General features: G+C 70.7%; 16 protein-coding genes. 6 read left to right on the top strand and 10 right to left on the bottom strand.

Translation table 11 applies throughout. From position 1 onward, the window contains the following. The first annotated feature begins 77 nt into the window (after positions 1 to 77). The gene (locus ABL310_RS15675; protein ID WP_349367944.1) at positions 78 to 1,298 is read left to right on the top strand and encodes a GNAT family N-acetyltransferase; all 1,221 of its coding nucleotides are present in this window, start codon (positions 78 to 80) and stop codon (positions 1,296 to 1,298) included. On the opposite strand, the gene ABL310_RS15680 is transcribed toward ABL310_RS15675, so the two are convergent. Next, positions 1,282 to 3,408: a GumC family protein gene (locus tag ABL310_RS15680; RefSeq protein WP_349367945.1), complete on the bottom strand. Its 2,127-nt coding sequence runs from the start codon at positions 3,406 to 3,408 to the stop codon at positions 1,282 to 1,284. The two genes, ABL310_RS15675 and ABL310_RS15680, sit on opposite strands and share 17 nt — an antisense overlap. Before the next feature lie 108 nt (positions 3,409 to 3,516). Further along, entirely contained in the window at positions 3,517 to 4,062 is a 546-nt protein-coding gene (locus tag ABL310_RS15685) for a flavodoxin domain-containing protein (RefSeq protein WP_349367946.1), read from the bottom strand. 176 nt (positions 4,063 to 4,238) lie between these two features. Here ABL310_RS15685 and ABL310_RS15690 point away from each other — a divergent pair, with 176 nt between their 5' ends. Then, positions 4,239 to 5,120: a MurR/RpiR family transcriptional regulator gene (locus tag ABL310_RS15690; RefSeq protein WP_349367947.1), complete on the top strand. Its 882-nt coding sequence runs from the start codon at positions 4,239 to 4,241 to the stop codon at positions 5,118 to 5,120. A gap of 152 nt (positions 5,121 to 5,272) precedes the next feature. Beyond that, positions 5,273 to 5,503, top strand: a complete 231-nt coding sequence (locus tag ABL310_RS15695) for a hypothetical protein (RefSeq protein WP_349367948.1) — start codon at positions 5,273 to 5,275, stop codon at positions 5,501 to 5,503. Here the strand turns inward: ABL310_RS15695 and ABL310_RS15700 are convergent, their stop codons facing one another. Together ABL310_RS15700 and ABL310_RS15705 are read right to left on the bottom strand one after the other, a co-directional pair. Continuing rightward, positions 5,504 to 6,727, bottom strand: coding sequence for an MFS transporter (locus ABL310_RS15700; RefSeq protein WP_349367949.1), 1,224 nt, complete (start codon positions 6,725 to 6,727; stop codon positions 5,504 to 5,506). It lies immediately after the preceding gene. A gap of 92 nt (positions 6,728 to 6,819) precedes the next feature. Continuing rightward, the gene (locus ABL310_RS15705) at positions 6,820 to 7,440 is read right to left on the bottom strand and encodes a hypothetical protein (protein WP_349367950.1); all 621 of its coding nucleotides are present in this window, start codon (positions 7,438 to 7,440) and stop codon (positions 6,820 to 6,822) included. 158 nt (positions 7,441 to 7,598) lie between these two features. Here ABL310_RS15705 and ABL310_RS15710 point away from each other — a divergent pair, with 158 nt between their 5' ends. Beyond that, the gene (locus tag ABL310_RS15710; RefSeq protein WP_349367951.1) at positions 7,599 to 7,811 is read left to right on the top strand and encodes a plasmid stabilization protein; all 213 of its coding nucleotides are present in this window, start codon (positions 7,599 to 7,601) and stop codon (positions 7,809 to 7,811) included. Between the two features lie 38 nt (positions 7,812 to 7,849). Here ABL310_RS15710 and ABL310_RS15715 read toward each other — a convergent pair whose 3' ends face one another. Next, the gene (locus ABL310_RS15715) at positions 7,850 to 8,302 is read right to left on the bottom strand and encodes a hypothetical protein (protein ID WP_349367952.1); all 453 of its coding nucleotides are present in this window, start codon (positions 8,300 to 8,302) and stop codon (positions 7,850 to 7,852) included. Positions 8,303 to 8,383: 81 nt separating this feature from the next. After that, positions 8,384 to 8,638, bottom strand: coding sequence for a hypothetical protein (locus tag ABL310_RS15720; protein ID WP_349367953.1), 255 nt, complete (start codon positions 8,636 to 8,638; stop codon positions 8,384 to 8,386). 43 nt (positions 8,639 to 8,681) lie between these two features. On the opposite strand from ABL310_RS15720, the gene ABL310_RS15725 reads away from it, so the two are divergent. Beyond that, on the top strand, positions 8,682 to 8,882 hold the full coding sequence (locus tag ABL310_RS15725; protein WP_349367954.1) for a ribbon-helix-helix protein, CopG family: 201 nt from the start codon (positions 8,682 to 8,684) through the stop codon (positions 8,880 to 8,882). 329 nt (positions 8,883 to 9,211) lie between these two features. Here ABL310_RS15725 and ABL310_RS15730 read toward each other — a convergent pair whose 3' ends face one another. Next, the gene (locus ABL310_RS15730; RefSeq protein ID WP_349367955.1) at positions 9,212 to 9,466 is read right to left on the bottom strand and encodes a hypothetical protein; all 255 of its coding nucleotides are present in this window, start codon (positions 9,464 to 9,466) and stop codon (positions 9,212 to 9,214) included. A 123-nt stretch (positions 9,467 to 9,589) separates the two neighbouring features. Between ABL310_RS15730 and ABL310_RS15735 the strand changes: the two genes are divergently transcribed. Beyond that, complete coding sequence (locus ABL310_RS15735; RefSeq protein ID WP_349367956.1) at positions 9,590 to 9,742, top strand: ribbon-helix-helix protein, CopG family; 153 nt, start codon at positions 9,590 to 9,592, stop codon at positions 9,740 to 9,742. Positions 9,743 to 9,936: 194 nt separating this feature from the next. Here the strand turns inward: ABL310_RS15735 and ABL310_RS15740 are convergent, their stop codons facing one another. The 3 genes from ABL310_RS15740 to guaA form a co-directional block, all read right to left on the bottom strand. Next, positions 9,937 to 10,386, bottom strand: a complete 450-nt coding sequence (locus ABL310_RS15740; RefSeq protein ID WP_349367957.1) for a hypothetical protein — start codon at positions 10,384 to 10,386, stop codon at positions 9,937 to 9,939. 42 nt (positions 10,387 to 10,428) lie between these two features. Then, positions 10,429 to 11,112, bottom strand: coding sequence for a hypothetical protein (locus ABL310_RS15745; protein WP_349367958.1), 684 nt, complete (start codon positions 11,110 to 11,112; stop codon positions 10,429 to 10,431). Between the two features lie 317 nt (positions 11,113 to 11,429). Further along, entirely contained in the window at positions 11,430 to 13,016 is a 1,587-nt protein-coding gene (guaA, locus tag ABL310_RS15750) for a glutamine-hydrolyzing GMP synthase (protein WP_349367959.1), read from the bottom strand. Positions 13,017 to 13,112: the final 96 nt, after the last annotated feature.

Genomic DNA, 13,112 nt, shown 5'->3' on the forward strand with positions numbered 1-13,112 from the left:
AGGCTCGGTTTAACGTGTCGCTTCATACACTCGTCGCGTTAATCGATCGATCACATGATCCCCTCGCGAGGTGCAGCGTGAGCGCAACCAAGGTGGCGGCCGTCCCGCGCGCGGACGAGGCCTCGGCGCTATCGGCCGAGATGTCGTCGCCGCGGGCCGTGATCGAGATACATGCGCGGATCGAGGATGCCGAGGCCGCCTGGCGGCAGCTCGAGGCACAGTGCCTCGCCTCGCCCTACCAGGGCTTCGACTGGCAGCGCGCCTACGCGATGCACGCCCTGCGCCCACGCGAGAGCGTGCGCGTCGCGATCGTCCGCGACGCCCCCTCCCGGCGCGCGGTGCTGCTTCTGCCGCTCGTGCTGCGCTGGCGCGGGGCGATGCTCATCGCCTCCACCGTCGGGGGAAAGCACGCCAACTTCCACATGCCGCTGTTCTGCGCCCAGGCCGGCCCGCATCTCGCGCCCGAGGCCGTGCGTGGCCACCTGACCGAGATCGCGCGACGCCTGCGCATCGACGCCTACGATTTCCAGTCCCTGCCGGCGACCTGGCGCGGGCAGCCGAACCCGCTCGTGCTGCCGGCCGCCCGCCCGAGCCCGAGCGACGCCTACTGGACCAGCCTCGCCGATCGTCCCGACGGCGCGCCGGCGGTGGCGCTCAGCGCGGACACGCGCAAGAAGCTGCGCAAGAAGGCGCGCTGGCTCGAGGAGATCGGCGCCGTCGGCTTCGCCCGGGCGGAGACGCCCGAGGACGCGCGCGAGACGCTCGAGGCGTTCTTCGCGCTCAAGACCAAGCGCATGCGCGATCTCGGCATCGAGGACCCCTTCGCCTGCGAGCGGGCGCGGGCCTTTCTCGAGGCCGCGACGCGCCCCGACGGCGAGATGCCCGCGCCGGTCCTGCTCTGGTCGCTGCGCGCCGGGGAGCGGATCGTGGCGACCTTCGGCGCCGCCTGCGACGGCCGGCGCGCCAGCGGCATGATCACGGCCTTCGACACCAGGCCCGACATCGCCCGCTGCAGCCCCGGCGACCTGCTGATGATGCGCGTCGTCGAGGCGCTGCGAGCGGACGGCTACGAGAGCTTCGATCTCGGCGTCGGCGAGGCCCGCTACAAATCGCAGTTCTGCGACGCGCTGGAGCAGCTCTACGATGTCGCCCTGCCGGTCTCCGTCGCGGGTCGGGGCTATGCACGCCTGGCGCGGAGCGCGACCCGGCTCAAGCGGTGGGCGAAGACGACGCCCGTCGTGGCGGCCGCGATCCGGCGCGGGCGGCGCTTGGCCGCCCCCGTCACGCGGCTTCTATGAGCGCCTCCGCGGCGATGGCCACCACCACGTCCGGCGCGCCGGACGCCTTCAGCGCCTCGTAGCGCGCGACCAGCGCGGGATCGTCCGGCGCGGCCTGCGTCGCCACGACAGCCGCGTCGACCCGCGGCGCGAGCGCGGCCAAGGCCGCGTCGTCCGCACCGGCGTGGACGAGCACCGTCCAGTCGTAGGTCTGCTCGAAGGCCGAGAGCGCGATCTCGAACGCGTCCCGCGTCTCCTCGTCCGCGAGGTCGAGCGGCTCGGCGCCGGCCGCGATGCGGTGCGGGCGCCCACCCGGCATGCGATCGATCGCCTCGAAGAAGGAGGCCTCGCCGCGGACGAGCTCTGCCATGCCGACGGTCTCGTCGGCGCCGGGCGCGAGCGCGACCACGAGCGCGAGCCCCTCCCCGCTCGCCGTGTCCGCCAGCCGCAGAGCGAGCCCCGCGGCGACGCCCTCGCCGAGATCCGTGACGAGGATGCGTCGTCCGCGATCGCCCGGCCCGATCCGCGCCAGCCGCGCAGCGATCGCGGGCACGTCGAAGCCGCTGTCCTCGCGGCCCGATGCGGGCTTCGGCGCCGGGCGCCCTCCGCCCGGGGGCGGAGGAGGCGGATCGCGCGGGGCCTCCGGGCCGGTCGCGGCGGCACGGGCCGGCATCGGCGCGGGCTCGCCGGAGGCGGCCGCCATGGCCGGGCGGATCATGTCGAAGACGATCGCCTTCATCGCCACCGCGCCGACGACGAGCACGAGCGCGCCGACGGTAAACAGGATCACGACCGGCGCCGTCTTCGGCCAGATCGGCGAACGCGGCTCGGCCGCGCGGGAGACGATGCGCGCATCGGGAAGCGCCGCCTCTTCCGAGTCGCGGACCACCGCGTCGCGATAGCGCGCCAGAAAGACCTCGAGCTGCTCGCGCTCGGCGCGGGCCTCGCGTTCGAGGGCGCGCAGCTGCACCTCGTTCTCGTTCGCGCGGGACGCGACCTGCATCTGCCGATCGAGGGCGGCCTCCAGCGTCCCCACGCGGGCGGCGGCGAGGCGGGCCTCGTTCTCCAGCGCCCGCACGCGCCGCTCGGCGGCGCCGCGGACCTGGGCGTCGAGGTCCTCGAGCTGCGCCTGGAGCGCGAGAATGCGCGGATGGCGGGGCAGCAGCGTGCGGCTTTCGTTGGCGATCTGGGTCCGCAGCGCGACCCGCTCCTGGATGAGCCCGCGGATCAGCTCGTCGTTGGCGACATCCGGGATCTCGAAGGCGCGCCCGGCCTCGATCAGCTCCCGGATGAGCTCGGCCCGCGCCTGCGATTCCGCCTGGGTCGAGCGGGCGGCGGCGAGCTGTGCGGAGACGTCGTCGAGCTGCTGCGTCGTGAGCGTGGCGTTGTCGCGCCCGAGCAGCAGCCCCGTGCCGGAGCGGAAGGTCTCGACCCGCGCCTCGGCCTCCGAGACCCGCTCGCGCAGGCGCTCGATGTTCTGCGCGAGCCAGGTCGAGGCCGTGCGCGCGGCATCGATCTTCGCGCCCTCCAGCGTCTCCAGATAAACCTCGGCGATCGTGTTCGCCCCGCGCGCCGCGAGCTCGGGATCCGCGGACTGGAACTCGATCGTGATCACGCGCGATCGGTCGACGGCGAAGACCGTGAGCCGGTCGTAATAGGCCTCGAGCACCCGGTCCTCGCGCGCCGTGTCGCCTTCCCCGCTGCCGCCGGCGATGCCGATCATGCCGAGCACCCGGCTGACCGGGTTCATCGGGCGCGCCTCCGGGTCGAACTCGGGCTGGCCGACGAGCCCGAGACGGCGGATCGCCTCGCGGGCGACGTCGCGGGAGCGGATCACCTGCACCTGGCTCGCCACCGCCTGCTCGTCGATGACGCGCGCCGTGTCGTCCGCGGCGGCGTCGACGGGCCGGGTGAAGCTCGTGTCGCGGTCCTCGAGCAGGATCTGCGCCTCGCCCTGGTAGCGCGGCGTCGTCGTCAGGACGTAGGCGAGGCTCGCCGCGAAGGCGATCAGCGTCACGGCGGCGATGAGCTTCAGGTGCGCCTTGAGGGCGACGAGGATCTCGAGCAGCGCGACGGTATCCTCGCGTGGCTCCGCGCGAGCGCTGTCGAGGCTGGGACCCGGTGACGGCATGAACGGCTTCTCCACACGCTCCCGGGCACAGGCGCAGGGTGGCCGCACGCCTGGGAGATGCGCGAAGTAAACCCCCGTTAGGGTTGAGGCGAGGTTAAGGCCGGGCGCTCACGCGCCTTTCCCGGCCGCCGCGAGGGTCTCGTCCACGAAGGCGTCGAGCGCCGGCCAATCCGTGTACTCGGTGTCGGCGTGCGTATCGACGGCCTGTCCCCGCCGATGCGCGATGTACTTCATCGCCCATCGCTTGAGAAAGTCGTAGCGCGTGAAGCGGAAGGCGCCGGCGGCGTGGTGCAGCCGCATGGCGGTCCAGCCCGTCTCGCGTCCGAACGCCTCGACGCACCGCGCGAGACCGGACCAGTCCTCCGGATCGTCCCCGGCGGCCGAGAGCGAGACCGAGACGAAGGCGCTCGGGCGCGCGTTCAGGGCTGCGGCATGGCGCCGCGCATAGTCGACGAGCGCCGCCTGATACCGGCCGGCATGGAGCGATCCGGCGAGGAACGCCGCGTCGAAAAGCGCCGGATCGTGGGCGGGGCCGGCTTCCGTGGCGTCCGCCGTGGTGGGCGTGTGCCCGGTCTCGGCGACGCGCGCGGCGATGCGGCCGGCGATCTTGCGGGTCTGCCCCTCCGTGGTGGCGTAGACGACGAGCACGCGCATGGTCGGTCTCCTTCGCTGCATCGCTCGATTCAACGCGCGCCGCCGACGAGAGAGGCGCGCGATCTCTCCTACCCCGCTGTCGATCGCGAGCATTGACCCAGGACAACCCGGCCGATCGGACGCCGCGACGTGTTTCAGCGCTTGAACCGCTTGTTTCACCGGGCTAAGGGCTACGCATGCACGACGGCCCCCTCGCTTCCCTCCTCCGCGAGCGCTTCGACGATCTGCCGCCGACGCTCAAGGCCGCGGCGCGCTTCGTGCTGAACCATCCCGACGAGGTGGCGCTGCTGTCGACGCGCGAGCAGGCGCGACGGGCCGGCGTCTCGCCGGCGGCGCTGACCCGGCTCGCCCAGCGGCTGGATCTCGCGGGCCATGAAGAGTTGCGGCGCCTCTACGGCGAGGCCTTGCGCCGCCCGCCCGCCGGGATCGCGGGGCGCGCGGAGGAGCTCGTCGGCGCCCGTGAAACCGCCGACGATTCCGGCTTCGTGGCCGGCTTCCTCCAGGCGATGGGCGAGGATCTCGCCGCGCTCTCCGACAGCGAGGCGAGCCGCGCCCTCACGCGGGCCGCCGACGTCCTCGCCGGCGCGACCCGCGTGAAGTGCCTGGGTCTGCGCTCGAGCTTCGCCGTCGCCTACATGGCGGCCTACGTGATGGGCCTCGTGGGCGTGCGGACCGAGCTCGTCGACGCGCCGGGCGGGGCGGGCGTCGACCGGCTGCGCGACCTCGAGCCGGCGGACGCGTTGCTCGCCGTCTCGGTGCGGCCCTATACCCGCACGGTGCGGCAGGCGCTCGCCTTCGCCCGCGAGCGCGGCGCGCCGGTGGTCGCCGTCACGGACGATCCGCTGTCGCCCATCGCGCGCGGCGCGGACGTGGTCGTGCCGGTACGCATCGAGACGCCCTCCTTCTTTCACGCCATGACGCCGGCCTTCGCCACGGTGGAATGCCTCGCCGCCCTCGTCGCCCGCCGCCGCGGCGCGGCCGCGCCCGAGGCCGCCCGCCGCGCCGAGGCGCATCTCACGGCATTCGGCGTGTACGAGCGCGACGAGCGGCGGCGCTAGGTCGCAAGCATTCGCGCGGCCGCGGAAAGCTTTCGTTAACCCTATGGCGGCTTCCTCGTGGGCGTGCGCGGTCGAGGCGTCCCGTTCAAGCTCGGTTCAGGCGACGACGCCGATCCTCGCCCGCAGGTCGTTCGCGTACGGGATAGAACATCATGGCGTCACATCCGCTCACCGACATGTCGCCCGCCCCCGTCCCGCCGCTCCGGCGCAAGCCGCTCGCCGCGCTCGTGCGCGGGCTGGGGCTGGCGCTCGCGCCGATGCTCCTGTTCCTGTCGATCCCCGTCGGGCTCTCCGGCGGATTCGTGCTCGCCTGGGCGCTGCTCGTCGCGAGCCTCGTGCTGATCACCCTCGACGCGGCGCTCTTCGGCGCGCCGCCGCGCTGATCACGGCAGCGCCGGCGCGCGGCGCCTCAGCCGCAGGTTCAGCGCCGAGGCGCCGAGCGCCCACCCGGCCGCGGGCAGGCCGAGCCAGGCGAGGCTCGCCTCGGCGTCGAGGACGAGGCCCGCGAGGGCCGGCGTCGTCGCGGACGCGACGACCATCACCGCCGTGCCGAGCGCGCGCACCCGCCCGAGCTGGCGCGTCCCGAACAGCTCCGCCAGCACCGCCGCCGAGACCACGTGGCCGGCCCCGGCGGCCAGGCCCAGCAGCGCGAAGAAGAGCGGCGCGACGACCGCGCCGTCCATCGTCGAGAGCACGAGCCCCGCGCCGGCGAGCGGCAGCAGGTGAAACCGGCATACGGTCAGCGCCCCGATGCGGTCGACGAGCGCGCCTGCCCCGAGGCTGCCGATCACGGAGACCAGGGCGAAGACGCTGATGCTGGCGGCCAGAAGCGGCAGCGGCCATCCGCTCGCCTCCGCGATCTCGCGCTGGTGGAAGAAGAAGCCGGTGACGATGGCGGACGGGGCGGCGATGGCCGGGAGAAACGAGAGGAAGCCCGGATCGGCCAAGATGCGCCGGCGGCTCAGCGGCGTCGGCGGCGGCGCGTCCGCGGCAGCCGGCTCCGGTGCGCCGCGCGTGTCGGCGCGCGCGCGAAGGCCGAGCGTCGCGCCCGCGGCGAGGGCGAGGACGAGGGTCGCCGCCGCGATCTGCCAGAGCGCCCGCCAGTCGGAAGCGGCGAGCACGGCGACCGCGGCGAAGGGCAGAAGCCCCTCCCCCGCCGTCATGCCGAAGCTCGCGAGCGCCGTCGCGCGCCCGCGCAGGCCCGCCCGCAGCCGCGCCGCGCTGGTGATCGCCGCGTGCGCCAGCATGCCCTGGCCGAAGAGCCGCAGCCCGAACAGGGTCGCGAGCAGCAGCGCCGGATGCGTCACCACCGACATGGCGAGCGCCGCCGCCGCGAGTCCGGCGAGCGCGACGCCGGCATAGGCCCGCACGCTCACCCGATCGAGCGCGCCGCCGGCGAAGATCATCAAGAGGCCCGAAGCGAGCGTCGCCGCCGAATAGAGTGCGCCGAAGCCCGCATGCGTCAGGTCGAAGGCGGCGCGGATGCCGGGGCTCGAGAGCGCGATGAAATAGGTCTGCCCGAAGGAGGACAGGAAGGCGAGCGCGAACGCGACGGCGACGACCGGACCGGCGGCGCGCAGGAAGGACGGGGCGGATTCTGGCGACATGGGGACCCGGTGCGACGCCGGGCAGGCTGCCGCCGCGGCGGCGCGACGGCAAGCCGGGCGGGCGGCGGATCAGGGTTGCGCGGGGCGCGGGGTCAGGCGACGTCGTTCTCGTCCCAGCCCTCGTCCGGCGCGGTCTGCGGCAGGTCGAGGGCGGAGGCGACGAAGCCCCGGCCGCGGCGAAAGAGGATCGCGGCCTTCGCCTTGTCCGCCTGCGCGTCCGCGGCGCCGTAATCCGCGAACTGCCGCAGGAAGCGCACCGCGCCGCAGCCCGGGACCTCGCAGGCCGGCTTGCCCTTCGGGCAGGTGGCGTAGGTGCAGATGACGCCGAGATAGTCCTCGCTCGCGGCGTCGAAGACGATCCCGAAGAGGTATTGCCCGGCCATCTCGTGCGGGACGCCCCTTGCGTCGAGATCGTTGAGCACGCGGCTGAAGGCCCGGTGGAGCCGCCGGAGCTCGTCCGTCCGCGAAAGCCAGAGCACCATCTCGAGCCGGTCGACCGAGTGCAGCGAGGGCGGCCCGCGCCGACGCCGCCAGTAGGGCATCTCCCGCCACAGCTTGCCCGCCGTGCCGCCGGTCACGCCGATCGCCTCGACCCCGGGAATCGTGGCCCAGGCCTTCACGGTGAAGTCGGCGACCATGCGAAAGCGCCTCTGCCGCTCGATGGCGCACAGATCCTCCTCGTCCACGACCTCGTGCATGGGGCGGTAGGGCATGGCTGGCCTCCTGTTCGCTCAGGGCAGGCGGGCTATGAGGTTTCGACGACGTTTATAGCGCTCCTTCAGGTCGGAGAGGAAGGCCTCGTGCTCGACCGGCGGTCGCAGCGCCGCCATGCGGGCCACGAGCGCGGCCGCCTTGCATGGAGGTCGCCGCCATGGCCGCCGTCACCATCCACGACCTTCCGGAGAAGACCCACCGCGCCTTGACGCGGCGGGCAGCCGAGAACAATCGCAGCACGGAAGCCGAGATCCGCGCCATCCGCGAAGCCGCGGTGCGTCCGAAGAGCGGCGTCGGGCTCGGCACGGCGTTGTCCGAGATCGGGCGGAAGTACGGCACCATCCGGGAGAGGGGTTCTCGCGCGTCATGAACCGTCCCTGTCGTCTCGAAGGATGAGCGCCGGGGAGCTCAGCCCGTCGCTGCGGCCGAGAGGCGGGCGGGGTCGAAGACCGGGGGCGTCGGCGAGGGGGCGACCTCCGTGCGGGGGCGGGATTCGTAGACGATCCCGTCCTCGATCTCGAGGCCGTCCAGCAGGAGCGGGCCGAGCCGCGCCGCTCCGTGCTCGACCCGCAGCTGGTCGCCGACGCCCCCGATGGCGTCCGTGGTCGTGTTCGCAGCCACGGGCGCCGTGAGGGCGAGGTCCTCCAGGTCGAGGGCGCGGAGGACCGCCGTGAAGAAGTGGTACATGTTCAGGCGGCCGTGCGCCTGCACGTCCGGCGTCGCGACGTGGAGCTTGTACCGACCCGTCTCCGCCATCCGAAACCAACCCGCCACCGCGATCGGCACGCCGGCGGCAAGGAGCGCATCGACGAAACGGCGGCCGTCGCGAATGTCGGCGTCTACCAGAAACGTGCGAGCCATGGGCGAATTCCGTTCGGTTCGGAGGCGTCGTCGAGTGCTTAGGCACGCTCATCGGCTCTCGGCAAGCAGCCTTCGCGACGTTCACCCCGCCATCTCCCCGCGCAGCGCGTCGACGCGATCGCGGCCGGCGACGATCACGGCCTGGGCGGCGGCGACCAGTTCGGCGAGCCCGTTGCGCACCGGGTCGTCGAGGGTCTCGACGGCCAGCTCGAGCGCCACAATCAGATTGAGCCCGCGGTTGAGCTCGTCGATGGCGTCGAGCAGGCCGTCGGCCCGAGCGGCGCGCGAATCATCGTGCGCGCCGGCGAGCGGCGCGGTATGCATGGTGTCGGGCACAGCGAGGTCCCCCGTCCGAGCGATTTCTTCGTATACGAGAAAAATGGCCGAGAAGTCAATTCCCGTAGAAGGAAAAAAGCGCGGCCGTCCGCCGGGCAGCGCCTATGCGGATCCGATCCCCGTGCGCCTGACCGCCGAGCAGGTCGCCGAGATCGACGCCTGGCGGGCGGGGCAGGACGGCGCGCCGTCGCGGTCGGAGGCGATCCGGCGGCTTGTGGCGCAGGCGTTGGCCGGGTTACGGTGAGACGGCGGGACGAACACCGTCCTTCCCTGTAGGGGAAGGTGGCTCGGCGTAGCCGAGACGGATGGGGCGCGGCGCGAAGCGACGCGACGCGTTCCGCGCAGCGGAAGCACCCCGTGGCGCCCGGTCTCGCCCGTCGAATTCGGCTTCGCCGAACGCGCGTGCCGCGCGCCCCATCCGTCTCGCCGCTGCGCGGCGATCCACCTTCCCCTACAGGGAAGGAGAGACCGGTCGCCGGTCCTCCAAGCCCCCCGCCATGCCGCGGGTGGGGTCCGCCTCCCCGACGAGGTCACCGTGGCCGTCGACGCCGCCGCGCGGGCGCGGGAGCAGGTTCACCCCACCAGCTCGCCGCGCAGGGCGTCGACGCGATCGCGGCCGGCGACGACGACCGCCTGGGCGGCGGCGACCAGCTCCGCGAGCCCGTTGCGCACCGGGTCGTCGAGGGTCTCGACGGCCAGCTCGAGCGCCACCATGAGGTTGAGCCCGCGGTTGAGCTCGTCGATCGCATCGAGCAGGCCGTCGGCCCGAGCGGCGCGCGAATCATCGTGCGCGCCGGCGAGCGGCGCGGTATGCATGGTGTCGGACATCGGGACGGGTCCTTCTCGGGTGCGGGTCCACCGGTCCAGCTCGGCGATACCTTTACTGGCACACAATAAAGGCTGATGTCAAATCCTGTCCCACAGAAAAAACGCGGCCGGCCCGCCACCGGCGTGACGCCCCGCGTCGGCGTCCGCTTCCCCGACGAGGTCACCGCCGCCGTCGACGCCGCCGCGCGGGCGCAGGAGGACGAGCCGAACCGCTCGGAGATGATCCGCCGGATCGTGACGGCGTGGTTGCGGGAGAATGGGTTTTTGGGGCGGTGAGCGCCTCCCCTCTCCGGGATGTGAGAGGGGCCGGGGGTGAGGGAATGCGGCTCGCGGCGACACGCGACGCCCGACGCGGCCGCAAGCGCCGTGCGAGACCGGCAGGCCGTACGCCCTCACCCCTGCCCCTCTCCCATCCGGGAGAGGGGTTCTCCCGCGTTAACGATTGCACCTGTCGCAACGGCCGCCGCCGGTCACCCCGCAGCCGCTGCGAGCCGGGCCGGGTCGAAGACCGGCGGCGTCGGAGAGGGCGCGACTTCGGCGCGGGGGCGGGAGACGTAGATCACGCCGGCTTCGATCTCGGCATCTCCCAGGATGCGCCAGCCGATCCGATAGACGCCGTGCGTCACACGCAGCGTATCCCCCAGCGTAGCCGCGAAGCTCGTCGTCGTGTTTTCCGGGACGATCTCGCTTGGCGCGATGTCGATGGGCGCCAGCGCATCGAGCGCCGCGTCCATGAAGCGCATGACGGCGAGGGGGCCGTGAACCTGCACGTTGGGCGTCGCGACATGAAGCTGGAAGGACGTCCCGTCCGCGCGCTTGAACCACCCCGCGACCGCGATGGGGAGACCGTCGGCGACGAAGGCGTCCACGACCCCGCGACCGACGGCGAAGTCGCTCTCTACCAGAAACGCGCGATCCATGGGCGGACTCCGTTCGGTTCGGATGCGTCGCAGTTTACCGCCTCAGTCTGCGAGAGTGATACTCACGGCGAGCGCAGCGCCGATAGGGCCCGACCTTCTTTGCAGAAATGACCGCACTTCTGCATCGCGAGAGTCGTCAAATTGTTGACCGACACGACAAGTCAAAAGCAAATCAGATGCCCACTCCTCCAGTGGCCAATTTTGTTGTCGGCTTGAAGATTGCAGAGTATGTAAGCTAGGTGATGTACCTTCTGGAAGATTATCCAAGACCCCGTCAACCACAGAAGGATCATAAACCTGACAGCCCAGATCGATATTTTCAATCACCATCCGACTACGCAAGGGATATTGAACAGAAAACGGCACCTGCGGAGGATTGTAGAAAAGATAGTAGCAAATCTTACCAAAATCGTCGTTCAATTTGCGAATGATTTGGATTTGTCCGGCGCCGCTTTTCAGCGCTCCGTAAGTGCAATTATAAGTAAAATCGAAACGCGAATGTAGAGCACCGATAGCCTGTTTTGGCTCTCGACTCAAAAATCTATTCATACCATAAGCGAAATTTAAGGGGTCGTCTTCATCCACTTCGGACGAAACAGGGTACAGCCTCTTCGATTGAAGTAGACCAACTTTCTTAGCAATGCAATTGCTGCCCCTATAGACAAATACGATCAACGCAATGTCAGCAGCTTCCCACCGGCGAAAGATGCGCAGGTCATCGAACATACCTATCGTTCGCAACCCTCCAATGTTATGAGTGTCCATCCGAACGATTGCGCCCGACGGCAGCAGCGTTGGCGCTGTGCGTGGAATTAGTGCTTCAATGAGTGCGTCGTCGAGAGACGTTTCACGGATGTTTGGAAGATTTGCAAGCCGCTCTGTTACGGCACGGTTCGCATCCAAAAAACGGATTTAAACCATGCAATCACGTCCTCCGGAAGTGAAGGCCAGGGCTGCATTAGTATCTCCAACCGCACTGAAAGAGAGCAAAGATTACCTCCAAGAACCCTCTCATGCAATGAAAAGGTGGAGGATCTCTCCCCTCACTCCCATTCAATCGTCCCCGGCGGCTTGCTCGTCACATCATACACAACCCTATTGATCCCCCGCACCTCGTTGATGATCCGCGTCGCCACCCGCCCGATGAACCCCATGTCGAACGGATAGAAATCCGCCGTCATGCCGTCCACCGACGTCACCGCACGCAGCGCGCAGACGTAGTCGTAAGTGCGGAAGTCGCCCATCACACCCACCGTGCGCACCGGGAGCAGCACGGCGAAGGCCTGCCAGATGTCGTCGTAGAGGCCGGCGCGGCGGATTTCCTCGAGGTAGATCGTGTCGGCCTTGCGCAGGATGTCGAGCTTCTCGCCCGTGATCTCGCCGGGGCAGCGGATGGCGAGGCCGGGGCCGGGGAAGGGGTGGCGGCCGACGAAGCCTTCGGGGAGACCGAGCTCGCGGCCGAGCAGGCGCACCTCGTCCTTGAACAGCTCGCGCAGGGGCTCGACGAGCTTCATGTTCATGCGCTCGGGCAGCCCGCCCACGTTGTGGTGGCTCTTGATGGTGACGGAGGGGCCGCCGGTGAAGCTGACGCTCTCGATCACGTCCGGGTAGAGCGTGCCCTGGGCGAGGAAGGCGGCGCCGCCGACCTTTTTCGCCTCGGCCTCGAACACGTCGATGAAGAGGCGCCCGATGGTCTTGCGCTTGACTTCCGGGTCGTCGACGCCGGCGAGCGCGGAGAGGAAGGTTGCCTGCGCCTCCACGTGCACGAGGGGGATGTTGTAGGCGTAGCGGAAGAGGCTCACCACCTCCGCCGCCTCGCCCGCGCGCATCAGGCCGTGGTCGACGAAGACGCAGGTGAGCTGGTCGCCGATCGCCTCGTGGATCAGCACCGCCGCGACGGCGGAATCGACGCCGCCGGAGAGGCCGCAGATCACCCGCTCGGAGCCGACCTGGGCGCGGATGCGGGCGATCGCCTCCTCCTTGAAGGCGGCCATGGTCCAGTCGCCCGTGCAGCCGGCGATGGTGCGCACGAAATTGCGCAGCAGGTGCCCGCCGCTCGGCGTGTGCACCACTTCCGGATGGAACTGCACGCCGTAGAAGCGCCGCGCCTCGTCGGCGACGGCGGCGAAGGGCGCGTTCTCGGAGGCGCCGATGATGGAGAAGCCCTCGGGGAGCTTGGTGACGCGGTCGCCGTGGCTCATCCACACCGGGTAGCGCTGGCCCACCTGCCAGACGTCCGCGAAGAGCGGGCTGTCCGCCACGACCTCGACCTCGGCGCGGCCGAACTCCCGGTGGTGGCCGCCCTCCACCACGCCGCCGAGCTGCGCCGCCATCGTCTGCTCGCCGTAGCAGATGCCGAGCACCGGCACGCCGGCCTCGAAGATCTCCTGCGGCGCCCGGGGCGAGACGTCCTCCAGGACGGAGGCCGGCCCGCCCGAGAGGATGACGCCCTTCGGCTTCATGGCGCGGAAGGCCTCGGCGGCGGACTGGAACGGCACGATCTCGGAATAGACGCCCTGCTCGCGCACCCGCCGCGCGATCAGCTGCGTCACCTGCGAGCCGAAATCGACGATCAGGATCTTGTCGTGGTTGGCCTCGGCGGCTGTCTCGGTGATGGGGGCGTCGGTCATGAAAGCATCCTCGCGCCGGGCGCGTCCGCCCGCGGGTCGTGCGCCCGTCGTTACGCCAGGAGCGAGGGGGGCGCAACGCCCCCGCCCCGCGCGAAA

Origin of the sequence: Salinarimonas sp., assembly GCF_040111675.1 — a bacterium.
Taxonomy (GTDB): Bacteria; Pseudomonadota; Alphaproteobacteria; order Rhizobiales; family Beijerinckiaceae; genus Salinarimonas.